The sequence below is a fragment of the Marinobacter sp. MBR-105 genome (assembly GCF_053628895.1).
In genome coordinates this window covers 155,130-180,126 of record NZ_JBRJHG010000006.1, presented here as the reverse complement: position 1 = coordinate 180,126, position 24,997 = coordinate 155,130, and the positions used below count along the sequence as shown (strand labels likewise).

The 24,997-nt window shown below is 59.2% G+C and carries 25 protein-coding genes; 16 read left to right on the top strand and 9 right to left on the bottom strand.

What is annotated here, in order from left to right; translation table 11 throughout:
* Positions 1 to 27: 27 nt before the first annotated feature.
* Positions 28 to 2,193, top strand: a complete 2,166-nt coding sequence (uvrD, locus tag ACSSVV_RS09350; protein WP_022993223.1) for a DNA helicase II — start codon at positions 28 to 30, stop codon at positions 2,191 to 2,193.
* A 184-nt stretch (positions 2,194 to 2,377) separates the two neighbouring features.
* Here uvrD and ACSSVV_RS09345 read toward each other — a convergent pair whose 3' ends face one another.
* The 3 genes from ACSSVV_RS09345 to arsH form a co-directional block, all read right to left on the bottom strand.
* Positions 2,378 to 3,175 (bottom strand): undecaprenyl-diphosphate phosphatase, encoded by a 798-nt coding sequence (locus ACSSVV_RS09345; protein ID WP_011787048.1) that lies wholly within the window; start codon positions 3,173 to 3,175, stop codon positions 2,378 to 2,380.
* A gap of 124 nt (positions 3,176 to 3,299) precedes the next feature.
* On the bottom strand, positions 3,300 to 4,370 hold the full coding sequence (gene arsB, locus ACSSVV_RS09340) for an ACR3 family arsenite efflux transporter (RefSeq protein ID WP_222198295.1): 1,071 nt from the start codon (positions 4,368 to 4,370) through the stop codon (positions 3,300 to 3,302).
* Between the two features lie 9 nt (positions 4,371 to 4,379).
* Positions 4,380 to 5,096 carry an arsenical resistance protein ArsH gene (gene arsH, locus ACSSVV_RS09335; RefSeq protein WP_011787046.1) on the bottom strand — a complete coding sequence of 239 codons (717 nt, stop codon included), beginning with the start codon at positions 5,094 to 5,096 and terminating at the stop codon, positions 4,380 to 4,382.
* A gap of 90 nt (positions 5,097 to 5,186) precedes the next feature.
* On the opposite strand from arsH, the gene ACSSVV_RS09330 reads away from it, so the two are divergent.
* From ACSSVV_RS09330 to ACSSVV_RS09295, 8 genes are all read left to right on the top strand, one after another.
* The gene (locus ACSSVV_RS09330) at positions 5,187 to 5,543 is read left to right on the top strand and encodes a metalloregulator ArsR/SmtB family transcription factor (RefSeq protein WP_022993220.1); all 357 of its coding nucleotides are present in this window, start codon (positions 5,187 to 5,189) and stop codon (positions 5,541 to 5,543) included.
* Positions 5,544 to 5,588: 45 nt separating this feature from the next.
* The gene (locus ACSSVV_RS09325) at positions 5,589 to 6,593 is read left to right on the top strand and encodes an ArsJ-associated glyceraldehyde-3-phosphate dehydrogenase (protein ID WP_454106133.1); all 1,005 of its coding nucleotides are present in this window, start codon (positions 5,589 to 5,591) and stop codon (positions 6,591 to 6,593) included.
* Between the two features lies 1 nt (position 6,594).
* Entirely contained in the window at positions 6,595 to 7,806 is a 1,212-nt protein-coding gene (arsJ, locus tag ACSSVV_RS09320; protein ID WP_222534057.1) for an organoarsenical effux MFS transporter ArsJ, read from the top strand.
* Complete coding sequence (locus ACSSVV_RS09315; protein WP_023009468.1) at positions 7,799 to 8,470, top strand: SDR family oxidoreductase; 672 nt, start codon at positions 7,799 to 7,801, stop codon at positions 8,468 to 8,470. Before arsJ ends, ACSSVV_RS09315 begins: the two co-directional genes overlap by 8 nt.
* A 7-nt stretch (positions 8,471 to 8,477) precedes the next feature.
* A complete protein-coding gene (locus tag ACSSVV_RS09310; protein WP_454106154.1) occupies positions 8,478 to 9,086 on the top strand; it encodes an ABC transporter ATP-binding protein in 609 nt (202 codons plus the stop codon).
* A complete protein-coding gene (locus ACSSVV_RS09305; RefSeq protein ID WP_023012085.1) occupies positions 9,073 to 9,870 on the top strand; it encodes an ABC transporter permease in 798 nt (265 codons plus the stop codon). Before ACSSVV_RS09310 ends, ACSSVV_RS09305 begins: the two co-directional genes overlap by 14 nt.
* Before the next feature lie 78 nt (positions 9,871 to 9,948).
* Complete coding sequence (locus tag ACSSVV_RS09300; RefSeq protein ID WP_023012084.1) at positions 9,949 to 11,124, top strand: MFS transporter; 1,176 nt, start codon at positions 9,949 to 9,951, stop codon at positions 11,122 to 11,124.
* Between the two features lie 40 nt (positions 11,125 to 11,164).
* The gene (locus tag ACSSVV_RS09295) at positions 11,165 to 12,256 is read left to right on the top strand and encodes a tRNA-queuosine alpha-mannosyltransferase domain-containing protein (RefSeq protein ID WP_023012083.1); all 1,092 of its coding nucleotides are present in this window, start codon (positions 11,165 to 11,167) and stop codon (positions 12,254 to 12,256) included.
* Here the strand turns inward: ACSSVV_RS09295 and ACSSVV_RS09290 are convergent.
* Entirely contained in the window at positions 12,253 to 12,657 is a 405-nt protein-coding gene (locus tag ACSSVV_RS09290) for an acyl-CoA thioesterase (protein ID WP_011787037.1), read from the bottom strand. The genes ACSSVV_RS09295 and ACSSVV_RS09290 overlap by 4 nt on opposite strands.
* A 192-nt stretch (positions 12,658 to 12,849) precedes the next feature.
* Here ACSSVV_RS09290 and ACSSVV_RS09285 point away from each other — a divergent pair, with 192 nt between their 5' ends.
* The 6 genes from ACSSVV_RS09285 (at position 12,850) to ACSSVV_RS09260 (ending at position 19,477) form a co-directional block, all read left to right on the top strand.
* Positions 12,850 to 13,902 (top strand): substrate-binding domain-containing protein, encoded by a 1,053-nt coding sequence (locus ACSSVV_RS09285; RefSeq protein WP_036149910.1) that lies wholly within the window; start codon positions 12,850 to 12,852, stop codon positions 13,900 to 13,902.
* A 141-nt stretch (positions 13,903 to 14,043) separates the two neighbouring features.
* Positions 14,044 to 15,432, top strand: coding sequence for a phosphate ABC transporter permease subunit PstC (pstC, locus tag ACSSVV_RS09280; protein WP_011787035.1), 1,389 nt, complete (start codon positions 14,044 to 14,046; stop codon positions 15,430 to 15,432).
* Positions 15,425 to 16,699, top strand: a complete 1,275-nt coding sequence (pstA, locus tag ACSSVV_RS09275; RefSeq protein ID WP_113879120.1) for a phosphate ABC transporter permease PstA — start codon at positions 15,425 to 15,427, stop codon at positions 16,697 to 16,699. The genes pstC and pstA overlap by 8 nt, the downstream gene beginning before the upstream one ends.
* A gap of 11 nt (positions 16,700 to 16,710) precedes the next feature.
* Positions 16,711 to 17,598, top strand: coding sequence for a phosphate ABC transporter ATP-binding protein PstB (gene pstB, locus ACSSVV_RS09270; RefSeq protein WP_113879121.1), 888 nt, complete (start codon positions 16,711 to 16,713; stop codon positions 17,596 to 17,598).
* A gap of 31 nt (positions 17,599 to 17,629) precedes the next feature.
* On the top strand, positions 17,630 to 18,352 hold the full coding sequence (gene phoU / locus ACSSVV_RS09265) for a phosphate signaling complex protein PhoU (protein ID WP_011787032.1): 723 nt from the start codon (positions 17,630 to 17,632) through the stop codon (positions 18,350 to 18,352).
* Positions 18,353 to 18,454: 102 nt separating this feature from the next.
* Entirely contained in the window at positions 18,455 to 19,477 is a 1,023-nt protein-coding gene (locus ACSSVV_RS09260; protein WP_113879122.1) for a CNNM domain-containing protein, read from the top strand.
* A gap of 64 nt (positions 19,478 to 19,541) precedes the next feature.
* On the opposite strand, the gene ACSSVV_RS09255 is transcribed toward ACSSVV_RS09260, so the two are convergent.
* The 5 genes from ACSSVV_RS09255 to mnmH all read right to left on the bottom strand — a co-directional run bounded on the left by ACSSVV_RS09255 (position 19,542) and on the right by mnmH (position 24,106).
* On the bottom strand, positions 19,542 to 19,907 hold the full coding sequence (locus ACSSVV_RS09255; RefSeq protein WP_113879123.1) for a histidine triad nucleotide-binding protein: 366 nt from the start codon (positions 19,905 to 19,907) through the stop codon (positions 19,542 to 19,544).
* A 36-nt stretch (positions 19,908 to 19,943) separates the two neighbouring features.
* The gene (locus ACSSVV_RS09250) at positions 19,944 to 21,239 is read right to left on the bottom strand and encodes an FAD-dependent monooxygenase (RefSeq protein ID WP_454106132.1); all 1,296 of its coding nucleotides are present in this window, start codon (positions 21,237 to 21,239) and stop codon (positions 19,944 to 19,946) included.
* Between the two features lie 77 nt (positions 21,240 to 21,316).
* A complete protein-coding gene (locus ACSSVV_RS09245) occupies positions 21,317 to 21,874 on the bottom strand; it encodes an aminoacyl-tRNA deacylase (RefSeq protein WP_114433679.1) in 558 nt (185 codons plus the stop codon).
* Positions 21,875 to 22,035: 161 nt separating this feature from the next.
* Entirely contained in the window at positions 22,036 to 22,869 is an 834-nt protein-coding gene (locus ACSSVV_RS09240; protein ID WP_011787027.1) for a mechanosensitive ion channel family protein, read from the bottom strand.
* A gap of 133 nt (positions 22,870 to 23,002) precedes the next feature.
* A complete protein-coding gene (gene mnmH / locus ACSSVV_RS09235) occupies positions 23,003 to 24,106 on the bottom strand; it encodes a tRNA 2-selenouridine(34) synthase MnmH (protein ID WP_183577493.1) in 1,104 nt (367 codons plus the stop codon).
* A 114-nt stretch (positions 24,107 to 24,220) separates the two neighbouring features.
* Between mnmH and ACSSVV_RS09230 the strand changes: the two genes are divergently transcribed.
* Positions 24,221 to 24,877: a 50S ribosomal protein L11 methyltransferase gene (locus tag ACSSVV_RS09230; RefSeq protein WP_183577490.1), complete on the top strand. Its 657-nt coding sequence runs from the start codon at positions 24,221 to 24,223 to the stop codon at positions 24,875 to 24,877.
* Positions 24,878 to 24,997: the final 120 nt, after the last annotated feature.

Here is a 24,997-nt window from a genome sequence, read left to right as displayed (position 1 = left end):
ATTTAACCAGTAATGAAGCCTTGCTCCATGGATGTCTCTCATATTATTGATTCCCTGAACGACGCCCAGCGCGAAGCGGTGACGGCGCAGAACGACCATTTGCTGGTGCTGGCCGGTGCCGGCAGTGGCAAAACCCGCGTGCTGGTGCACCGGATGGCATGGTTGATGTCGGTTGACCGGGTGCCGCCCACGTCCATTCTGGCGGTGACTTTCACCAACAAGGCCGCCAAGGAAATGCGTTATCGCGTGGAGCAGATGATGCAGATTCCCACCCGTGGTCTGTGGATCGGCACCTTTCACGGAATTGCCCATCGTTTGCTTCGTTCCCACTGGAAAGACGCCGGCTTGCCGGAAAACTTCCAGGTGTTGGACAGCGACGATCAGTTGCGGCTGATCAAGCGGGTGATGCGGGAAAACCGCATTGATGAAAGCCAGTGGCCGCCGAAACAGGCTCAGTGGTTTATCAACAGCCAGAAAGATGAGGGCTTGCGGGCGGATCATATTCAGGAGAATCCGGGCGATCACTTCACCAATACCATGCTGAAGATCTACCGCCAGTACGAGAAGCTCTGCCAACAGGGCGGCCTGGTGGATTTCGGTGAACTGCTGCTGCGGTCCCACGAACTCTGGCTGCATCGTCCGGAATTGCTGAGTCACTACCAGCAGCGCTTCCAGCACATACTGGTGGACGAGTTCCAGGACACCAACACCATTCAATACGCCTGGCTGCAGGTGCTGGCCAGCAACCGGGTGCCGCTGACGGTGGTGGGCGATGACGACCAGTCCATCTACGGCTGGCGGGGCGCGAAGATCGAGAATATCCAGCAGTACCAGCGGGATTTCCCCAATTCCCGGTTGGTCCGGCTGGAGCAGAACTACCGCTCCACCAAGACCATTCTGAAAGCCGCCAACTCGGTGATTGCCAACAACCAGGGGCGTTTGGGCAAGGAACTCTGGACTGACGGGGTGGAAGGTGAGCCGATCAGCCTGTACGCCGCGTTCAACGAGCAGGATGAAGCCAATTATATTGCCGATTCCATCTCGGCCTGGGTCAGCGAGGGCAATCTGCGCAGCGAGTGCGCCATTCTCTATCGTTCCAATGCCCAGTCCCGGGTGCTCGAAGAAGCCCTGATGCGCCAGGGTATTCCTTATCGAGTTTACGGCGGGTTGCGGTTCTACGACCGTCAGGAAATCCGAAACGCGCTGGCTTACCTGCGCCTGGTGCATTACCACCGGGACGATGCCGCTTTTGAGCGGGTGGTGAATATTCCCACCCGCGGCATTGGTGCCAAGAGCCTGCAGGAAATTCGTGAATACGCCACCGGCCAGGGTATTTCCCTGTGGGAATCGTCCGAGCGGTTACTGGCCGCGGGCCAGGTGAAGGGCCGGGCGAAAACCGGCCTGCAGCAGTTTATGGAGATCATCAACACGCTGTCTGAAATGGCTGGGCATGCTTCACTGCAGGGGCTGATGAAGCAGGCGATTGAGTCCAGTGGCCTGAAGGATTATCACGCCAGTGAGAAGGGCGAGAAGGGTCAGGCCCGGGTGGAAAACCTGGAGGAACTGGTCAGCGCGCTGGCGGATTATGATGTAGAAGAAGGCGTAGATCCGCTGGCGGAGTTTATAGCCCAGGCGGCGCTGGATGCCGGCGAATCACAGGCCGATGCCCATGAGGACAGTGTGCAGTTGATGACGCTGCATTCGGCCAAGGGGTTGGAGTTTCCGATGGTGTTCCTGGCAGGCGTTGAGGAAGGTTTGTTCCCGCACAGTATGTCGCTGGAGGAGCCCGGGCGCATGGAGGAAGAGCGCCGCCTGGCCTATGTGGGCATTACCCGGGCCATGAAAAAGCTGGTACTTACTTACGCGGAATCCCGTCGGTTGTATGGTCAGGAGAAGTTTCACGCACTGTCCCGGTTTGTCCGGGAGATCCCGGGGGATTGTCTGCAGGAGGTGCGGTTGCGTAATACGGTGACGCGGCCGGCGATGGTGGAGCGACCGAATGAGAGTCTGTTTGCCCAGGATTCGGCCCAGCAGTCCGGTTTCAGCTTGGGCCAGCGAGTGCGTCATCCGAAGTTCGGCGAGGGTATCGTGATGAACTCCGAGGGCACCGGGCATCACACCCGCGTGCAGGTGAACTTCGATGAGGGCGCCAAGTGGCTGGTGCTGGCTTATGCGCCTTTGGAGGCCTGCTGATTTAGAAGCCTGCCAAGTGTGGAGTCGGTGCCGAGTTGGGGTTGGCTTTCCAAAAAGCGCTCCTTCGGCACATCCCTGTGGCGCTTGTGTTCCGCCATCCCTGGCTCCACAAATTTTTGGAAAGCCAACCCCAACCCGGCACTCTTGGTGCTGTGCAGGCCGCCAAGTATTTAAAGAAAACGGTTTACATCAGAACCGCGTAAATCACCCCAGCCAAAATGATCCGGTAGATCACATACGGCCACATGCCCACCTTGTTCAGCCACTTCAGGAAGAAGTGGATGGCGGTAATGGCCATCAGGAACGAAGTGACGCCGCCAATCAGGAAACCATTCCAGTCCACGATTACGTCGGATGTGGCCACTTCCAGCAGCTTTACCGCCGACGCCAGCACGATAATCGGAATCGCCAGCAGGAATGAGAACCGGGAGGCGGTTTCCCGGGTCATGCCCAGGAACAGGCCGGCGGTGATGGTGACGCCCGAGCGGGAGGTGCCGGGGACCAGAGCCATGGCCTGGGCGATGCCGACGATAACGGCGTCTTTCCAGTTTAGGGAATCCATGGTGCGCTGGCGTTTGGGGAGCCAGTCGGCAATGCCCAGCAGGATGCCGAACACCAGGGTGGTGAAGAAGATCACCGACGCGCCGCGCAGTTCGTTGTCGATCATGTCGAGCAGGGCCAGGCCGGCGAGGCCGGCGGGGATGGTGCCGATCACCAGGTACCAGGCCAGGGCGCCCTGGCCGACGATTTTGCGCTGGCCCATGGAAATCAGGCCGTCCCGGGCGATGCCGAAGACATCCCGGCGGAAGTAGAGCACCACCGCCAGCAGCGTGCCCACGTGCACCGACAGGTCAAAGCCGACGCCCTGGTCTTCCCAGCCAAAGAAGGCCGGTGTCAGGATCAGGTGGGCGGAGCTGGATATGGGCAGGAATTCGGTCAGTCCCTGGAGGAGGCCAAGGAAAAGGGCCTGGAAAATATCCATTCTTTTGATTCCGGTCGGTGGTGCTGATTAACGGGTTCGACGCTCAAAAAACGAGCGCGATATTAGCAGGGTGGTTGTCGGCTGAACAGGCGCGGATAGCGACGCGCCTGTTCGGCTTTATCGTTCAGGCTGGGAACTTGTCCCGGGTGTTATTGGCGATGCGCACCAGGGCGAGCATCAAGGGCACTTCCACCAGTACGCCCACCACCGTGGCCAGGGCCGCGCCCGATTGCAGTCCGAACAGGCCGATGGCCGCCGCCACCGCCAGCTCAAAGAAATTGCTGGCACCGATCATGGCTCCTGGGGCGGCGATGCAGTGGCGCACCTTCCAGAGCCTGGCCCAGCCGTAAGCGAGCAGGAAGATAAACACCGTCTGGATAACCAGTGGCACCGCAATCAGCAGTATGTGCAACGGATTTTGCAGAATGACTTCACCCTGGAAGGCGAACAGCAAGACCAGGGTGACGATCAACGCGGCAGGCGTCACCGGGCTGAGGCGTTTCATAAATACGTTGTCGTACCACTGTTCGCCGTGGCGGGCGATCAGGGTCCGGCGGGTCAGGTAGCCGGCGGTGAGGGGAATCACGATGTATAAGACCACCGACAGAATCACCGTATCCCAGGGCACCTGGATGTCGGAAATCCCCAGCAGGAAGACCACAATGGGCGCAAAGGCGAACAGCATGATGATGTCGTTCAGGGATACCTGCACCAGGGTGTAGGCGGCATCGCCTTTGGTCAGGTAACTCCAGACAAATACCATGGCGGTGCAGGGCGCAGCCCCCAGTAGAATGGCGCCGGCCAGGTATTCGCTGGCCAGTTGTGGGGCGATCCAGGGTTTAAACACCACCATCAGGAAAAACCAGGCAATGGCGAACATGGTGAAGGGTTTGATCAGCCAGTTCACGATAGTGGTGATAGCGAGGCCCTTCGGCTCTTTTCGCACCCCGACCACGGCGCTGAAATCGATCTGCGCCATCATCGGGAAAATCATCGCCCAGATCAGGATGGCGATAGGGATGGACACCTGGGCGTATTCAAAGCGGGACAGGGTCTCGGGAATCGAGGGGGCAAGCTGCCCGAGGGCTACACCGGCCACAATGGCCAGTGCCACCCACACGGACAGGTAACGCCCGAACAGGTCCAGGCCGCCGTCAGTGGTTTCAACCGTGTTCACATCGCTTTTGCTGCTCATGGCATATCCTTAAATGGAACGTTGGTTCACACGCTTCGACAGTTCTTCGGCGCTTTCCTTGCGTTCGGAGTAGCGGTCGGTGAGGTAATCACTGCGGTCCCGTACCAGCAGGGTGAACTTTACCAGCTCTTCCATGACATCCACGATGCGATCATAGTAAGGCGAGGGCTTCATGCGATCATTGCCATCAAATTCCATGAAGGCTTTGGGCACCGAGGACTGGTTCGGAATGGTGACCATGCGCATCCACCGGCCCAGCACCCGCAGTTGGTTGACTGCGTTGAATGACTGGGAGCCTCCACAAACCTGCATCACTGCCAGGGTTTTGCCCTGTGTCGGCCGAACCGCACCCAGGGACAGCGGTATCCAGTCGATCTGGGTTTTCATGATGCCGGTCATGGCGCCGTGGCGTTCCGGGGAGCACCACACCATGCCCTCACTCCACTGCACCAGTTCCCGCAGTTCCTGAACCTTGGGATGGCTGGCGTCTTCGGCATCGGCCAGGGGCAGGCCGCGGGGGTTAAAGATACGGGTTTCCGCGCCCATGGCTTCCAGCAGGCGGGCGGATTCTTCCACCGCCAGGCGGCTGAACGAGCGTTCGCGCAGGGAGCCGTATAGCAATAGAATCCGGGCTGGATGCTCGGAGGCGGGGGCCTCGAATACCTTCGATGCCGTGGGAGCATTGAACAGCTCAGCTTTAATGTTGGGAAGATCCGCGGTTGGCATGTTGATCGTCGATCCTTTACGTCATCACTGTGTCACACTAATATGCGAAAAACTGCATATTCGAATAAGCATATATATTGGTCGGTAAATATGAAAGGTCAAGCCCATTACAATCCGATGACCCTGTTCAAGGCCCTGGGAGATGAACTCCGGCTTGCGGCCACGCTGTTGATCCACCGTCAGGGTGAGTTGTGCGTGTGCGAATTGATGGCGGCGTTTGAGGCGCCTCAGCCAAAAGTCAGCCGCCACCTGGCATCGCTGCGTGAAGCTGGCTTGCTGGAAACAGAGCGCCGGGGCCAATGGGTCTATTATTACCTTAGTCCGCACCTGCCAGACTGGATGGTGCGGGTGCTGGAGGAAACTGCCGTTAACAACCCGGCACTGATTAAGCAGCCGCTGGCCAGATTACAGGCCATGGCGGATCGCCCGGCGGTGCAGTGCCCCTGATCCTTTATCGCACATACGGATCGCGAAGGTCGCAAGGAGAACATCATGAGCAAGATCAAAGTAGGCATTAACGGGTTTGGTCGCATTGGCCGGCTGGCGCTGCGGGCCGCCTGGGGCTGGCCGGAGTTCGAGTTTGTCGCCATCAACGATCCCGGCGCGGACACCCATACGCTGGCGCACCTGTTGAACTTTGACAGCGTACACGGCACCTGGAGTCGTGAAGCGATGGCCGATGGTGACGATATGTTGATTGACGGCCAGCGCATCCGGGTAACCCATAACAAGGCTATCGCCGAGACCGACTGGTCCGGCTGCGACCTGGTGATCGAAGCCAGCGGTGTGAACAAGAAGGTGGCTGTGCTGCAGGGTTACCTGGACCAGGGTGTCAAACGGGTGGTGGTCACCGCCCCGGTGAAAGAGCCGGGTGCGAAGAACATTGTCATGGGTGTGAACGAAGACATCTTCGACCCCGCCAACGACCGCATCATCACCGCGGCTTCCTGCACCACCAACTGCCTGGCACCGGTGGTGAAAGTAATCCACGAGAAACTCGGTATCAAACATGGTTCGTTGACCACCATCCACAGCCTGACCAACACCCAGACCATTATCGACGCGCCCCACAAGGACCTGCGCCGGGCCCGGGCCTGTGGTAGCTCGCTGATCCCCACCAGCACGGGTTCCGCCACGGCGATTGTCGAGATCTTCCCGGAGCTGAAAGGCAAGCTGGATGGCCACGCGGTGCGGATTCCGCTGATCAATGCGTCACTGACCGATTGCGTGTTTGAAGTGGAAACGCCGACGGACCGGGATACCGTCAACCAACTGTTGAAAGAGTCGGCTGAGGGCGAATTGAAAGACATTCTGGGCTACGAAGAGCGCCCGTTGGTGTCCATCGACTACAAAACCGACCCCCGCTCTTCCATCGTCGATGCCCTGTCCACCCTGGTGGTCAACGGCACCCATGTGAAAATCTACGCCTGGTATGACAACGAATGGGGCTACGCCAACCGCACCGTCGAACTGGCGCGCAAGGTAGGCCAGGCCTGATATGAATGCCGCCATTCGCCAGTACCTGGTGATCACCGGCAACTACTGGGCCTTCACATTGACCGATGGCGCCCTGCGAATGCTGGTGGTGTTGCACTTTCACCAGCTGGGCTATTCGCCCCTGGAAATCGCCCTGTTGTTCATCTTCTACGAGTTCTTCGGGGTGGTGACCAACCTGGTGGGCGGCTATCTCGGCGCCCGCATGGGCCTGAACCGCACCATGAATATCGGGTTGTTCCTGCAGATTGTTGCATTGGCCATGCTGGCCCTGCCGGCGGCCATGCTCACGGTGCCCTGGGTGATGGCGGCACAGGCGTTGTCGGGTATTGCCAAAGACCTCAACAAGATGTCGGCCAAGAGCGGTATCAAGCTGCTGGTACCGGACGAGCAGCAGGGCACCCTGTACAAGTGGGTGGCGATTCTGACCGGCTCCAAGAACACCCTGAAAGGGGTGGGATTCTTTCTGGGCGGCGTGTTGCTGATGGCCGCCGGGTTTACCGGTGCGGTGATCCTCATGGCGGTAGCGCTGGGGCTGGTGTGGCTGGCCAGTCTGTTCCTGCTGGGGCAGGACCTGGGCAAGAGCAAGGCCAAGCCAAAGTTCAGCGAGATCCTGTCCAAAAGCCGGGCCATCAACGTGTTGTCGGCCGCCCGGATGTTTCTGTTCGGCGCCCGGGACGTGTGGTTTGTAGTGGCGTTGCCGGTGTACATGGCCACGGTGTTCGGCTGGGACCACTGGAAAGTTGGCGGCTTTATGGCCAGCTGGATTATCGGTTACGGTTTTATCCAGACCCTTGCGCCCAGAATCACCGGCCACGCCAACGGTAAGTCCGGTGCCGTGCTTTGGGCGGCAGTGTTGGCGTTGGTTCCTGCCGCCATTGCCGGGGCTCTGTTGGCCGGTTGGTCGGCACAGGTGGTGGTGATTGGCGGTTTGCTGCTGTTCGGGGTGCTGTTTGCCATCAACTCCTCGCTGCACAGCTACCTGATTGTCAGCTACGCCCGGGGTGACGGCGTATCGCTGGATGTGGGGTTCTATTATATGTCTAACGCCGCCGGCCGGCTGCTGGGCACCATTCTCTCTGGCTGGGTGTACCAGGCCTACGGGCTGGAAGCCTGTTTGTGGATTTCCGCTGCCCTGGTAGCCACAGCGGCAGCGTTGTCAGTATGGTTGCCGGAACGAGCGGAGAAACCAATAGGAGAAAAAGGCTATGTCTGATTCCAATGTGGTGGTCATTACCGGTGCCAATCGGGGTATTGGTCTGGAGCTGGCCCGGCACTATGCCGCTGAGGGCTGCGAGGTCATTGGCGTATGCCGACAGTCCTCGGAAGAGCTTGCCGGTGTGGCGGGTCAGGTGATCGACGGCGTGGATGTCACCACCGATGCCGGCATCGATAAGCTGAAATCCAGTCTGGCGGGCAAGCGTATCAGCTTGCTGATTAACAACGCGGGCCTGCTTCAGGACGAGCAGCTGGGCGGTATCGACTTCGACTCCATTCGCACCCAGATGGAAATCAACGCCTACGCGCCACTGCGCGTGGCCGAAGCCCTGGCGCCTCTGATGGGGCAGGGCAGCAAGATTGCCAATATAACCAGCCGGATGGGCTCTATCGCCGACAACGACTCCGGCGGCCGTTATGGCTATCGGGCCTCGAAGGCTGCGCTGAACGCTTTCGGAAAATCCCTGGCGGTGGATCTCAAACCCAGGGGCATTGCCGTGGCGCAGCTGCACCCCGGTTATGTGAAAACGCGAATGGTGAACTTTGGCGGGCTGATCACGCCGGAGGAGTCTGCCAGGGGGCTGGCCGAGCGCATTGCCAATCTGACTCTGGAGAACACCGGGTCGTTCTGGCACAGCAATGGTGAGGAACTGCCCTGGTGACTTGGCTTTGACCGGGCTGTTGTTGCAAGGGGTCAGCGTTGGCGCGCTGAGTGAAGTAACGCTGACCGTTCCCGGCGGACAGGTAGTGTGCCTGTCCGGTGCCTCTGGCAGTGGCAAGAGCCGGTTACTGCGCGCGGTGGCCGATCTGGAGCCCCACGGCGGTCAGATTTCTCTGGATAACCTCAATCAACAGAGCGTACCGGCACATCAGTGGAGGCGCCAGGTGGTGATGGTGCCGGCGGAAAGCCAGTGGTGGTTTGATGATGTAAGCGCCCACTTTCCCGAGGGGGCTGGTGAGCGTTTGCCTGCCGCTCTGGGTTTCCCTGCCGAGGTGATGGACTGGTCGGTCAGCCGGTTGTCCTCCGGTGAGCGACAAAGACTCGCGTTGTGGCGGGCCCTGGTTCAGGAACCAGACGCGCTGCTGCTGGATGAACCGACCGCCAATCTGGATAACGAATCGACAGAGGCGATCGAACGCTGGCTGTTGCAGGAGATTGAACAGCGGCAGATCGCCACTCTGTGGGTCGCCCATGATTCCGCCCAGATTCATCGGGTAGCCAACGTTCACTACCGGATTCGTGGATCCGCACTGGAGCCTGTCCATGGAAGTGATTGACCTGGCCTGGTGGAAGCTGGGCCTGGCGGCCTTGCTGGTACTGGCTTTGGCAGCGACAGCCTATTTGGGGCGTCTGGGCATTACCCGTAGCCTGTTGGTGGCGGCCATACGAACGGTTATTCAGCTGGCTTTGATTGGCCTGGTATTGGAAGCCCTGTTTGCCTCTTCCGCCTTCTACTGGATTGCGCTGCTGGCGGCGGTCATGTTGCTGGTGGCTGGCCGGGAAGTGGTGGCGCGCCAGGGCCGACGCCTGAAAGGCGGGTGGGCGTTCGGGATCGGCACCGGCGCGATGTTCGTGTCGTCATTTACCGTGACCGTGCTGGCACTGGCGGTGGTGATTGGTCCGGAGCCCTGGTATACCCCTCAGTATGCGATTCCTTTGCTGGGTATGATGCTGGGCAACACCATGACCGGGGTCAGCCTGGCTCTGGATCGTCTGAATGATTCGGTCTGGCGCCAGCGGGCGGTAATCGAGAACCGGCTGATGCTGGGCCAGACCTGGCAACAGGCACTGGAAGACATCCGTCGGGAAGCCATGCGCAGTGGCATGATGCCCTCCATTAACGCCATGGCAGCAGCCGGCATTGTCAGCCTGCCCGGCATGATGACCGGCCAGATACTGGCGGGCAGCCCGCCCGGGGTGGCGGTCAAATACCAGATTCTGGTGATGCTGATCATTACCGTCGGTACCGGTTTTGGCGCGGTCATGGCAGTCAGCTGGGGCGGCCGGCGTCTGTTCGATGACCGGGAGCGCCTGCGGCTGGATCGTTTAACCAAACCGTGACCGGGCACCAAAGTCGCATGGGGTCTCAGTCGGGTTTCGAGCTAGGCTTGGCTTTCCGGTAACCACAAAGACAATAATATGACCAGCCTACTGCAACGTTATCCTTTGCCAGTCATTGTGCTCGCACAATTGTTCGGCACCTCCCTCTGGTTCAGTATCAACGGGGTCTGGCTATCCCTGTCCGCCGAACTCGGGTTAGCGGAATCGGATCTGGGCCGGCTTACGCTGTCGGTTCAGGCGGGTTTTATTGCCGGTACGCTTGCTCTGGCGGTGACCGGCCTGGCGGATCGCTTCGGCGCCAGCCGCATCTTCCTTATTTCGAGCCTGATGGGCGCACTGGCGAACGCCGGCTTTGTAGTTGTGGCCGGGGTGTTTCCGCTGGACAGCCTGTTCCGGTTCGCTACCGGCCTGTGTCTGGCCGGAATCTACCCCCTGGGTATGAAACTGGTGATTGCCTGGACACCCAAATATGCCGGCGCCGCCCTGGCCTGGCTGGTGGGTATGCTGACCCTGGGCACCGCTTTGCCACATCTGATGCGAGGGGCAACAGCAGGTATGCCCTGGGAGTGGCCACTGTTTGCATCGTCCTGTCTGGCGCTAATGGGCGGGCTGTTGGTGTTTCTGCTGGGTGACGGGCCGCACCTGCCCAAAGCCAGCGGGCGGCTTCCCCTGAGACAGGGCTTGTCGGCTTTACGCCTGCCCCGGTTCCGGGCCGTGGCGGGCGGTTATTTTGGCCACATGTGGGAGCTTTACGCCTTCTGGACGCTGGTGCCGCTGTTGATCGGGCGAGAACTGCAGCGGCTGGGACAGGGTGATGCCTTGATCCCCTGGTTGTCGTTTGCGGTGATCGGTATGGGTGCGGCTGGATGTATTGGCGGCGGCCGGATCAGTCGGACTCGGGGCAGTGAGTGGGTTGCCCGGCGGGCGTTGATGGTGTCCGGGGCATTGTGCCTGCTCTATCCCTGGATGAACGGGCTGCCACCGGAGTTGTTGCTGGCGGTTCTACTGGTTTGGGGCGTCGCTGTGGTGGCCGATTCCCCGCAATTCTCCGCGCTGGCTGCAGTCACGGCCCCGAAAGAAACCGTTGGCTCATCTCTGGCGGTCATGAACGCGGTCGGCTTTGGCCTGACCCTGCCGGCCATCTGGCTCACCAGTGGGCTCTGGAATGCCTGGGGGGGGTGGGTAGCGTTGCTGCTTTTGCCGGGACCGGTGTTCGGCCTGTGGTCCCTGAGCCGGGGGAAGTCCGAGGCCTGATATACTTGCCGATTACTTCGACCTCCTGCTTTGGACCGTCATGACCCAACGCATTCTGTTATTGTCCGCTTATGATGCTGCCAGTCATCAGCGCTGGCGCGAGCAACTGGTCGCCATGCTGCCCGATTATCATTGGCAGACGCTGGCGCTTCCGCCCAGGTTCTTCCAGTGGCGGATTCGAGGTAATCCGGTGAGCTGGCTGGATCAGCCCGGCCTTGAAGAATCCTGGGACCTGGTCATTGCCACTTCCATGGTTGATCTGGCCACCTTGCGCGGGCTGCACCCTCGAATCGCGAACACCCCCTGTCTGCTTTATATGCATGAGAACCAGTTTGCCTTTCCGGTCAGCGATCAGCAGCGGAGCCGGGTGGAGCCGCAGATGGTCAATCTCTACAGCGCTCTGGCCGCCGATGCGGTGGTCTTTAACAGTGCCTGGAACCGGGACAGCTTTCTGCAGGGCGTCGAGGGCTTTCTCAACAAGATGCCGGATGCGGTGCCTTGCGGGGTGATAGAAACGCTCAGGGAAAGGTCTTCGGTGCTGCCGGTGCCGATTGAAGACCGCTTGTTTATCGAGCAGCCACGGTCCGTGAACCGGGAACGGCCGCATCTGTTATGGAATCATCGCTGGGAATACGACAAGGGGCCCGACCGGTTGTTCGGCCTGCTGGAACAGCTGGAGCAGCGCAAGCTGGACTATCGCATCAGTGTGGTGGGTGAAGGCTTTCGCAGCCGCCCGCAAGCCTTTGACCGGATTTACCAGCAATTTGCCCGCCGCATTGAACACTGGGGCTTTCTGGAACACCGGCAAGATTACGATCGGCTGTTGCGCAGTGCCGATATTGTGGTGTCGACGGCACTGCACGATTTCCAGGGCCTGGCGATGCTGGAGGCGATGGCATCCGGGTGCTTGCCGCTGGCACCGGACCGGCTGGCCTACCGGGAATATGTGCCGGCAGACTGCCGATACCGGAGCCTGGACTCTGACCCCGGCGGCGAAGCCCTGGCGGCGGCTGAACAGCTGGCACGGCTGTTAAAGCAACCTCCCGAGCCGAACCCGCCACAAGGCTGGCGGGCGTCAGAACTGGCCCCTAAGTACCAGGCGCTGGTTCAGCAGTTGATGGCGCGGGCTTAGTGGTTCTGCTCCGGGACTTCCCGGATGCGCCCATGCTCATCAATCGCCACGTACACAAACAGCCCTTCAGTCACCTTGCGGGGTGTCTTGGAGGCGCGGTCCAGTGTCCAGACTTCCACGTTGATTTTCATGGAGCTGCGGCCGATGTCCACCAATTCACAGTAGCAGCCCACCTGGGAGCCCACACGCAAGGGTGACAGAAACTCCATTCTGTCCATCGCGACGGTGGCATTACGGCCCTGGGAAATGCGACCAGCCATGGTCGCTGCCGCAATATCCATCTGTTTGACCAGCCAGCCGGCGAAGACATCGCCGTTGGCATTGGTGTCTGACGGCAGTGGCACCACCTGCAGCATCATCTCGCCCCGGGGGGCCGGTTTGTCATCATCGTACGCAGTCATCAGGATCGCCTGTACAGCTTGTGAGTTGTTTTCTGTGCATGGTAACGGGCTGGCGCGGGGCTGCAAGAAAATTTGAACAATGACAGCTATATTTCAAAAGCTGTAACAAAGTTGTCACAGAGTGCCCCTAGGATGCATTCATCGGTAAAGCAGATCCGACACAACGTCCAAAGTAAATAATGGAGACTCGACGTGATGAAACTGAACAAAGCACTTGCAACCGTTGCGCTGGCCGGCTCTGTTGCCGCCCTGTCTGCACCGGCCATGGCCCGTGACACCATCAGCATCGTGGGCTCTTCCACCGTGTATCCGTTCGCTACTGTGGTAGCCGAGCGTTTTGGTGCCAACACCGATTTCCCGACACCCAAGCTGGAATCCACTGGTTCCGGTGGCGGCCTGAAGCTGTTCTGTCAGGGCGTAGGCACCCAGCACCCGGACATCACCAACGCTTCTCGTCGTATGAAGCCGTCCGAGTTTGATCTGTGCCAGAGCAATGGCGTGAAGGACATCACCGAGTTCCGCATTGGTTCTGACGGCATCGTGATCGCCAGCTCCAAAGAAGCCGAAAATCTTGAAGTAACTCTGGAGCAGCTGTTCCTGGCGCTGGGTAAAGAAGTACCCAACCCGAAAAACGAGAATGAGCTGATCGCCAACCCGTACAAGAACTGGAGCGACATCGATTCCAGTCTGCCGAACAAGCCGATCCGTGTGATGGGGCCGCCTCCGACTTCCGGTACCCGTGACTCCTTCAACGAGCTGGCTCTGCAGGGCGGCTGTGAAGACCTGCCTGCGGTTGCCAACATGAGTGAAGATGACATGGAAGGTGTGTGTCAGAGCATTCGCGAAGACGGCGCTTTCATCGAAGCGGGTGAGAATGACAACCTGATCGTCCAGAAGCTGATTGGTGATACCGGCATGTACGGCGTCTTCGGTTACAGCTTCCTGGAAGAGAATGCTGATCGTCTGCAGGCTGCTACCCTGAACGGGAAGGTGCCAACTGCCGAAGGTATCGCTGCCGATGAGTACCCGGTTGCCCGTTCACTGTTCTTCTACGTGAAAAAAGCCCACGTTGGTGTTGTTCCTGGCATCCAGGAGTACGCTCAGGAGTTTACCGGCATGGGCGCCATGGGCCCGAATGGCTACCTGAAAAGCGTTGGTCTGATCGTTCCGCCGCGCGATGCGCTGATGGATCTGCAGGAGAAGGCTGAAAAGATGCCTAACCTGACCAAAGACGAGCTGATGTAAGCGCGGACTACCGCGAGTAGTGAGCGAAAGGGTGCGGCTCTGAAGGGCCGCACCCTTTCGCACGTAAAATAGTTGAAAGTGCGAATTGGTTTTTTACGCTTTACACTTGTGACCTGCTAAACGTGTCAAACAGGAATTTTCATGCAACCGGCTAACCTCATGCTATTGGTCATTGCCTTCGTGGTGGTGGCTTATGGTCTTGGATATGCCCGCTCCCGCTCATTGGCCATGCCGATGGGTGGTATCCGGCATCTCAAATCCCTGCCGTTCTATTACGGTGCCCGTGCTGCGCTCTGGTGCGGCATTCCGGCATTGATTGTGCTGGCACTGTGGGCGGCATTTCAGGGTAAAGTCATTCAGTTGCTGGTGATCGGCTCCCTGCCACCAGACCTGGTGCCGGAAGGGGCAGGGCAAGCCAGTCTGCTGCTCAGCAAAATCAGCAACGTGGCCAGTGGCGCCCTGCCTCCGGGCTTTGTCGAGGCTCCGATTGCCGAGGCAGCCGAGCGGTTGCAGGCGTTGCGTGCTCAAAGTCGGCTCTACATGTCGGTTCTGGTTGTTGCCGTTGCGGTGCTGGCCGGCTTTCTGGGCTGGATCCGGATCAGCCCGAAGCTGAATGCCCGGAGCCAGGTTGAAACCACCCTGAAATGGATCTTTTTCGCGTGCGCTGCGCTGGCGATCCTCACCACGGTTGGCATTGTCTTTTCGGTTGCCTTTGAGACCTTCCGTTTCTTCCAGAAGATTTCCTTCTTTGAGTTTTTCTTCGGCACCCAATGGAGCCCCCAGACGGCGTTGCGCGCCGATCAGGTGGCAGCCGAGGGCGCCTTCGGGATGGTGCCCCTGTTTACAGGCACGCTCCTGATCTCTGCCATTGCCATGGTGGTTGCGGTACCGGTAGGGCTTTTATCGGCCATCTATCTGTCTGAGTATGCCAACAAGCGGGTACGGGGTATTTTCAAGCCGCTGCTGGAAATGCTGGCGGGTATTCCGACTGTGGTTTACGGCTTCTTTGCCGCCCTGACGGTGGCGCCGTTTATCAGTGATTTTGCCGCTTCCCTGGGTATCAATGCGTCTTCCCAAAGTGCCCTGGCAGCCGGTGGGGTGATGGGCATCATGATTATTCCTTTCGTTTCCTCTCTTTCCGACGACGTTATCAACGCCGTGCCGCAAACACTCCGGGATGGTTCGCTGGCACTCGGCGCCACCCAGTCCGAGACCATGAAAAAGGTTATCTTTCCTGCGGCGTTGCCCGGGATCATGGGCGGGATACTGCTGGCGGTATCCCGGGCCATTGGTGAAACGATGATTGTGGTGATGGCTGCAGGCCTGGCGGCGAATCTGACCGCTAACCCGCTGGAATCGGTGACCACCGTAACCGTGCAGATTGTCACCCTGCTGACCGGTGACCAGGAGTTTGACAGTGCCAAAACACTGGCCGCCTTCGCCCTGGGTGCGATGCTGTTCCTGGCCACGCTCCTGCTTAACGTTATTGCTCTGAAAATTGTCCGCAAATATCGGGAACAGTATGACTGATCAACGTTCACAGGCGGAACTTGTCCGCCAGTCACTCAAGCGCCGTTACCGCAAGGAACGCCGCTTCCGTGCCTATGGTATCGCTGCCATCGCCATTGCCCTGTCGGCTCTGGTGATCCTGTTTGCCGATATTATTGGCAAGGGCCATACCGCCTTTATCAAAACCACCGTTACCCTGGAGGTGGATATCGACGGTGAGGCCATGTATCTGGACGACGCGTCCGACGAACGCCAGATGAAAATGGCCGACTTTGTCGAGCCCTTGATCCGCGCCTTGATGAAAGAAATCCCGGAAGCCGGGGAGTCGGACAGGGACGATGTCCGAGATCTGATCAACCCCTATGCCTCCAATCAGCTGCGGGATGCACTTCGGGAAAACCCGGAGTTACTTAATACCACCCAGACCATGACCTTCCTGTCTCATACCGATGTGGATGTGTACGTCAAACATGCCGGGGATGAGAACTACTCCATCAAGCTGAACGAGAAGCAGCAGGCGTGGGTAGATGCATTGTACGAGCGCGGCGTGGTGGATACCGGTTTCAATGACGTGTTTTTCAGCCGGGGCGATTCCCGGGATCCGTCCCGTGCCGGCATTCTCGGGGCGATTGTTGGCTCTTTGCTGACCATGGTTGTGACTCTGGCGCTGTCGTTCCCGATCGGGGTGGCTGCGGCCATCTATCTGGAGGAGTTCGCGCCCCAGAACAAACTGACGGACTTCATTGAGGTCAACATCAACAACCTGGCGGCGGTACCCTCGATCATCTTCGGTCTGCTGGGTCTGGCGGTGTTCATCAACCTGTTCGGCATGCCGCGTTCGGTGCCGGTGGTGGGTGGTCTGGTACTGACCCTGATGACCCTGCCCACTATCATTATTTCCAGCCGTGCGGCGATCAAGAGTGTGCCGCCTTCCATCCGTGAGGCGGCCGAGGGCATCGGTGCCTCCAAAATGCAGGTGGTGTTGCACCATGTGCTGCCGCTGGCCATGCCTGGCATGCTGACCGGTTCCATCATCGGCATGGCCCAGGCGCTGGGAGAAACTGCACCCTTGCTGTTGATTGGCATGGTGGCCTTTATCGTGGATGTGCCCGATGGTTTCTTCGATTCCGCCACGGTATTGCCTGTACAGGTGTTCCTGTGGGCCGGCAGCCCGGAGCTTGCCTTTATCGAACGAGCGTCAGCAGCCATCATGGTGCTGCTGACTTTCCTGATTGGAATGAATGCATTGGCCATCTGGCTTCGTAAGCGTCTTGAGCGCCGGTGGTGAGGAGGAGTTTTATGAATACCCTGAATACAACGGTAACCAGTGAGGCTGATGTGCCTGAAGAGAAGGCCATTCCGGTGCAGGATGAACGACCGGCAGAGACAGTGATTGAAGAGGGTAAAACGGTCGGAACGCCGTTTGCCGACGATCCCAAGTTCAAGTTGCGCAACGTCGAGGTCTTCTACGGTGAAGACCGGGCCATCAAGAACATCAGCCTGGATATTGCCCGTAACGAGGTGATTGCGTTTATCGGGCCGTCGGGCTGTGGCAAGTCCACCTTCCTGCGTTGCCTGAACCGCATGAACGACAGCATCGACATCTGTCGGGTCAAGGGCTCGCTGCAGCTGGATGATCAAAATATCTACGATTCCAAGCGGGATGTGGTGGAGTTGCGTGCCCGAGTGGGTATGGTGTTCCAGAAGCCGAACCCGTTTCCCAAGTCGATCTACGATAACGTGGCGTATGGCCCACGCATCCATGGCCTGGCCAATCGCAAGTCCGATCTGGATGACATTGTGGAGAACAGCCTGCGCAAGGCGGGGCTCTGGAACGAAGTGAAGGATCGTCTGGATGCCACCGCCACCGGGATGTCCGGTGGCCAGCAGCAGCGGCTGTGTATTGCCCGCGCGATTGCCGTGAGCCCGGAGGTGGTGTTGATGGACGAACCCTGTTCCGCACTCGACCCGATTGCCACGGCTAAGGTTGAGGAGCTGATTGCGGAGCTGTCCGAGAGCTATACCATTGTCATTGTGACCCACTCCATGCAGCAGGCGGCCCGGGTGTCCCATCGCACCGCCTACTTCCACCTCGGCCACCTGGTGGAAGTGAACGAAACCGACAAAGTATTCACCTCTCCGGAACATGAGCTGACGGAGTCATACATTACCGGCCGTTTCGGCTGATGCATGTTCGGGGATAACGGAGACAGACACTATGCCTAATAAAAAGGATGATGTTTACGGGGATCATATTTCCCACAAGTTCAATGATGAACTGATGGAGCTGAAGACCCAGTTCCTCAAGATGGGTGGAATGGTGGAAACCCAGGTTGAAAGGGCAGTGCAGGCCCTGGTCGATGGCGATAGCCACCTGGCGGAGGAAGTGCGCGCCAACGACAAGAAAGTCGACAAAATGGAAGTGGACCTGGACGAAGAGGCCACCCTGATCATCGCCCGTCGTCAGCCCACCGCGCGGGATTTGCGCCTGGTGATTTCGGTGATCAAGATGGTGGCAGACCTGGAACGGGTCGGTGATGAAGCCAAGAAGATTGCCAAAATGGCCATCAAGCTGGTGGAGGAAGGTCAGGCGCCCCGCGGTTACGTCGAAATCCGTCACATTGGCAACCATGTGCTGACCATGCTGCATGATGCACTGGATGCCTTTGCCCGGCTGGATTCCGAGCAGGCACTGCGGATCATGAAAGAGGACAAGCGGGTGGATGAAGAGTACCAGGCTGCCGCCCGTACCCTGCTGACCTTCATGATGGAAGATACCCGCAATATTTCCCGCTGCATGTCAGTGATGTGGGTGCTTCGTGCCCTGGAAAGGGTGGGGGATCATGCCTGCAACATTGCCGAGAACGTGATCTTCATGGTCAAGGGCGAAGACGTTCGCCATACCCCGATGGAGGAAGCGGAACGGGTGGTTGGCCGCTAATCCCAGGTGGCTGGGGACGGCTGCTTCCGGTGGCCGTTTCCGCTCTTGTCCCTGCCCGCAGTTGCGCTATCATGGCGGGGACAAATCCATTTCTGAGGCCCTATGATTCTCCTTGTCGCATTCGCGATTATCTCCATCGGCTTTTCATTTCTCTGTTCTATTCTCGAAGCAGCCCTGCTGTCTATCACGCCCAGTTACATCGCGTCCCTGAAAAATGATCGGCCGCAACTGTTTGCACGCTTGCGCCGGCTCAAGGATGAAATCGACGATCCGCTTTCCGCGATCCTGACCCTCAATACCATTGCCCATACGGCCGGCGCTACCGGCGTTGGAGCCCAGGTGGCGGTTGTCTTCGGTGAGGTCTGGCTGGGTGCGGCGTCAGCGGCGATGACCCTGGCGATCCTGATCTTTTCGGAAATCATCCCGAAAACCATCGGCGCCAAGTACTGGCGTGTGATCGCCCCTTCGCTGCCGGCTGTGCTGGGATTCATGATGAAAGCCCTGCTGCCGTTTGTCTGGCTGTCGAAGCAGGTTACGCGCAGGATTGCCCCGGGTGACGGCGATACCGACATCCGGGCGGAAATCAGTGCGCTGGTAGAGATCGGCCGTGATCAGCAGGCTCTGGATGAGGAAGAGCGCCGGATTATCCACAACGTACTTCGTTTCCACGAGATTAAGGTCAGTTCCATCATGACCCCCCGCACGGTGTGCAAATTTATTGATCCGGACACCACCGTGCCGGAATTCCGGGATAAAGTGATGAAGTCGCCGTTTTCACGCTACCCGATGATTGATGAAGACGGGGAGACTCTGGGGTACGTGCATCGGGCAGACCTGATCAGCATGAGCGACGATGACGACCTGCAAAGCCGGCTGCGCCAGATCAAGCAGGTAAAAGCCAACACCAACATCGAATTTCTGTTTTCGGAAATGCTGCGGGAGCGCCAGCACATTGCGGTGGTGTACGACGAACTGGGGACCTGGCTTGGGGTGGTGACTCTGGAGGATATTCTGGAAACCCTGCTGGGTACGGAGATCATGGATGAGACCGATAATGTCTCCAACCTGCGCCGCTATGCCAAACAGCGTTGGAGCCGACGATTGAAGCGGTCGGCCGTACAGTAACCAAAAAGGGCAGCCTCGGTGCTGCCCTTTGTCATTCTGTGAGACAAGTCTGTGAGAAGGATGCTCAGGCCTGTTTCATCTTGTCGGTGTATGGCGGCCAGCCCAGGGGCTTGCCGGCGAGCAGATGCAGGTGAATGTGGAACACGGTCTGGCCGGAATTCTCACCGCAGTTCATCACTACCCGGTAGCCATCGTCGGCAAAGCCCATGTCTTTGGCCAGCTTTGCCGCCACCCAGTAAAGATGGCCGACCAGCTCACGGTCGTCTTCCTCAATGTCATTGATGGTGGCAATGGCTTTCTTCGGAATGATCAGCAGATGCACCGGGGCCTGTGGATTGATGTCCTTGAAGGCCAGGCTGATGTCGTCTTCGTACACGATGTCGGCGGGAATTTCCCGGTTGATGATCTTGGTGAAGATGGTTTCAGACATAACGGCTCCTTGTGTCGAGTAAATGCGCGTACGCCACTATAGGCCACCCAGGCCGGGCAGGCGATTAACGATTTGTTGAATCGGCGCGGGCAACTGTTCATCCAGGCCCATGGCGTAGCGAGCGACGCGATTGCGTGCGAACGGCAGTACCCGGGCCGCGCCAAGCCCGAGATTGCGGGCTAGGTGCACCGGCGGAATGGCATTGCTGAACAGGTGGTAGAACAGATCCATGGTCAGCATCATCCGCTGGTTGGCGGGCCGGCGGCGATGTTCATAGAGTTTGAGCCAGTGCGCACTGGCCAGGTCTTCGCCCCCGCGCCGGGCTTCTTTCAGCACGCCCTGCAGGCACTGGGCGTCCTGGAAGCCCAGATTGACGCCCTGGCCCGCCAGCGGATTGATGGTGTGGGCGGCGTCGCCTGCCAGCACCACCCGGTTCTGGTAATAGTGCTTGGCATGCTGGCGGGCGATGGGAAAGCTGGCCCTGGCGTCAATGTGGGTCAGTTCCGGTAGTCGTTCGGGGAAATGCTGCTGGATATCAGCCATCAGTTGCTGTTCGTCCATGGCCTTGAGTTCGTCCAGTCGGGCCGGGTGGTCGTACCACACGAGGGAGCCCCAGCTCTCTCCGGGGTGTTGCTCGCCGGTGCTGTGCAGGGGCAGGAAGGCCCTGGGGCCGCTGGGGTAAAAGCCCTGCCAGGTAATGTCTTCCACGCCGCCCCGATAGCGCACCGAAATCACCATGGCCTGCTGCTCATACTGATCCCGGGTAACGCCGATACCTGCCAATTCCCGCACCCGGGACATAGCGCCATCGGCGCCGACCACCAGCTGGGCCTGCAACTGGCGGCCATCATCCAGGGTCACCGTGGCGTACTCTGCGCTCTGGACCAGATCCCGAACGCTGTGGCCTGTGATCAGGGTGACGTCAGGTTCCGTTTCGGCAGTTTGCCACAGGGCCAGTTGGGTAATGCTGTTTTCAACGATATGGCCAAGATGTGGCGCACCCAGGCTGTTGGCGTCGAATTCCACCTCGGTCAGGCTTCGGGGCACCAGTCGTTTGAGCGGATTTGGTGTCTCGTCCCAGACCGCCAGGCGGCAATATGGGGTAGCGCGCATGGCCAGTATTCGCGGCCAGGCACCCAGGCTGGCCAGATAGCGTTCGCTGCCGGCGCTGAGGGCAGATACCCGGATATCCGGGTGGCTGTCTGGCTGATAGGGGGCGGGGGAAGCCTGGTCGATCAGGGCCACGCGGATGCCCTGCTGGCCCAGCCCGGTGGCAAGTGCGGCGCCGACCATGCCGGCGCCTACGATGATGGTGTCAAAGTTCTGTGTCATATCCGGTTCCTGTCTGCTGGCCTCAGTTTACGCGATGCCGTGCTGCAGACAAGCGACCGGGGTCAATCCCGGGTGGATCAGTAGCCTGCCATGGAGGTGGCCGCCGTCTCCTCCCGGTTGCCGGAGCGGCGGGGGTTGCGGACCAGCCAGGCCGGTTTGCGGGCGCCCGGCCGGGTGAAGCCCTGGTTGATGACCATGGGTTGAACCAGACTCAGGAAGTCCCGGGTGTTCATGTGAATGGATTCGCTGTGGCTGCCGGCGGCAAAGGCCAGTTCCGGTTGTTCGGTCAGAGCCTCGGCACAGTAAACGCTCATGCCAAAGAGATTGCCAAACGGCGGCATGGCGCCCACTTCGCAATCGGGGAAGCGATCCTGAAAGGCCTGTTCGTCGGCCAGGTCGACAAAATCGGTGTCCAGAATCTTGCTCAGTCTGTCCCAGCGAATACGCCAGGTGGCCGGCATGACCAGCATGGCCATTTTGCCATCGAGTTCGATAATGACGGTTTTGACTACCCGATCTCCGGCGATCTTGACGTGATGGGCAAGTTCCTGGGCGGTAAAGGCTGGGGGGTGAGAGAGGCACATGTAGTCCACACCTGCCTCATCCAGAAATGTTTTCAGCTGCTTTGCCGGCATGTTCACAACCTCCTGACAGCATCGACAGTGTTGTGGAGCCATCCGCCTTTCCCGGGCCGGGCCCCGATGGCAGGCGGGGTTTTTACCCCGCCTTGTCGTCAGCTTAGTTCAGGATACGCACTTTGCGAGTTACCGGATGTTTCCATGTGAAATGGTTCCGTTTAATCAGCCTTGTACATGTGCACGTCCCGTTGCGGGAAAGGAATCGAAATGCCCTCGGCGTCGAAGGCCTTTTTCACCCGCTCCTGCATATCCCAGTAGAACGGCCACAGATCGGCGCCCTTGGTCCAGGCGCGCACCGTCAGGTCTACCGAGCTTTCGCCGAGGGCGCCAACAACGATCAGCGGCGCCGGGTCTTTCAGGGCGCGCTCATCCTCTTCGATCAGGCGTTTGCAGATGGCCTTGGCCTTGTCGATGTCATCGCCATAGCCAATGCCGAAGCTCATGTCGCAGCGGCGGGTTTCGTAGGCGCTCAGGTTGGTCAGGCTGGCGTTGGAAAGCTGGCCGTTGGGGATCACGATCCGGCGATTGTCGAAGGTGTCGACAATGGTGTAGAGGATGGTGATTTCCCGCACCGAGCCCAGAAAGCCCTGGGCATCAATAACATCGCCGACCTTGAAGGGTTTAAAGATAAGGATCAGCACGCCACCGGCAAAGTTGGCCAGGCTGCCCTGCAAGGCCAGGCCCACCGCCAGGCCGGCGGCACCGATGATGGCGACAAACGAAGTGGTAGCGATGCCCACCATGGAGGCGACGGAGATCAGCAGCAGAATCTTCAGAATGGCGCTGATCAGGCCACAGAGAAACTTGTTCAGGGTCGGATCTTTTTTGCCAAGGCGGTTGTCCAGCACCCTGACGAACCGGTTGATCAGCCAGAGGCCGATAATCAGCGTAACAATCGCCAGCAGAACCTTTGGGGCATAAGCCATGATCAGGGCAATGGCCTGATCCGCCCATTCAGAGGCCTGCCCGTTAGCACCGAATAACTCTTCCATAGGGAAAAACTCCTTGATCGTTAATATTTTCTGAGTGAGTTCTTATCGACAAATGACGTGGTTCAGCGGGATTTGTCTGAACCAACTATATAGCAGAGAAAGCTGTACACGGCATTACTGCCAACGCCCAGGATTACGTGCTGGTGCGGGATCTGGCCCACTCGGTGATGACTTCGGGGCCGCCCCGTACCAGTATTTCGCCCTGTTTCTGGGTAAGCTGGTAGTCGTACATGGGGTCGTAGTAGTCGGTCAGCAGGGCCTCAATCCAGCCATGATGCCCTTCCAGGGAGCCATTGGCTTCCTGTTGATCCAGAGCCTGCAGCATCAGGTTACGGAGTTTCTGGTAACGCTCGCCGCCCAGGCGTTTGCGAATGCGGTCGATGGCGCTCAACAGGTAGTCCCGGAAATTCAGCCAGCCGGCGTCTTCACCGTCCCTGGCCCGGTAACTGGCCAGCATGCCTTCAACGTAGTCGGCCCGGATGATGGCAATACGCTCTTCCATGGCCTGTTCCAGAATCAGCAGGGGTGATTCAGACATCCGGGCCCGGAGGGTTTCCGGCAGGGCGCAGCGGCCAATCAGGCGGCTTTCGTCTTCAAGGTAGATTGGCCCTCCCACCTGGTGCCTGGCCTTGAGCATGGCCACCGCCAGTCGGTTCTCGAAGTCGATCTGGGAGGGTTGGGGAGTTACCTGCCGGCCAAAGCTGGAGCCCCGGTGATTCGCCAGGCCCTCCAGATCGACCGGATTGGGCAGTTGCATCAGTACCCGGGTCTTGCCAGTACCGGTGCGGCCGCTGAGAATCCGGAACTGACCTGATTCGATCTGTGCTTCCAGGCTGTCAATGAGGAAGCGACGCAGGGCCTTGTAGCCGCCTTTCACCAGCGGGTAGTCGATGCCGGAGTCCCTGATCCACTGCTGGGTCAGGCGCGAGCGCAATCCGCCCCGGAAACAGAACAGATACCCCTCCGGGTGTTGTGCCACAAAGCGCTTCCAGGCTTCAATTCGCTGGGCCTTGATGTCGCCGGAGACCAACTGGTGCCCCAGTTCAATGGCCTTGTCCTGGCCCTTTTCCTTATAACAGATGCCCACCCGGTGCCGTTCTTCGTCGTTCATCAGCGGGGCGTTTTCTGCAGACGGGAAGCTACCTTTGGCAAATTCCACCGGCGCCCGGACGTCCATCAGCGGCACATCGTTCAGGAACAGGTTGAGGTAGTCGTCGGTATCGGGTCTGCTGGCCATATCAACGGATCACTGTGATTCAGGGTGAGGCGGCAGTATACCGAACCGGCGATATCCCGGCATCCCGGACAAGGGTACAATCCCACGTCCTTTCAGCACTGGCGAGGGAAAATTATGAGCCCGGATGTTCTCAATTGGCATCTTCAGAAAACACTGAGTCGAGGTCGGGTGGCGGTTTCGGCGCCTGCGGGCTGCCCGGATATCCAGCTGTATCTGTTTGACCCGGGGGTGCTGGATGGACCGTTGAGCCATGATGAAGCCCAGGCTGTGGTGGCCGAGCCGGCGTACTGGTCGTTCTGCTGGGCCAGCGGGCAGGTGCTGGCCCGGTGGATTCTGCAGCATCCGGACGTGGTGGCTGGTAAGACCGTGCTGGATTTTGGCTCCGGTTCAGGGGTCGTGGCTGTCGCCTCCGCACTGGCCGGTGCTGCCCGGTCCATAGCCTGCGACATCGACGCGGCAGCGCGGGATGCCGCGGCCGCCAATGCCCGCCTGAACAATGTGGAGATTGATCTGTGTGACGACTGGGCAAACCGGCCCGGGAGCGTCGATCTGATTACCGCTGCGGATGTTCTGTACGACCCTGAAAATCGCCCGTTACTGGCGGCCTTCGAAGCAGCCGCGCCCCAAGTGCTGCTGGCGGATTCGCGAGTGAAGGATCTTGGTCATTCCGGTTATGTGCAGCAGGCTGTGATCGAAGCCAGAACCTGGCCGGATCTGAATGAGTTTGAGGAATTCAACAAGGTGAGGATCTATCTGGCCGGCGGTGACTGAATTTTTCTGACCAGAAAAAACAAAGGGCAGCCATCAAGCTGCCCTTGAACAGGTACTGAACCGCCGTCCGGGGCAGTTCAGATTCGGAACAGGTTGGCGCCTCCGTGCGCGATGGGCAAC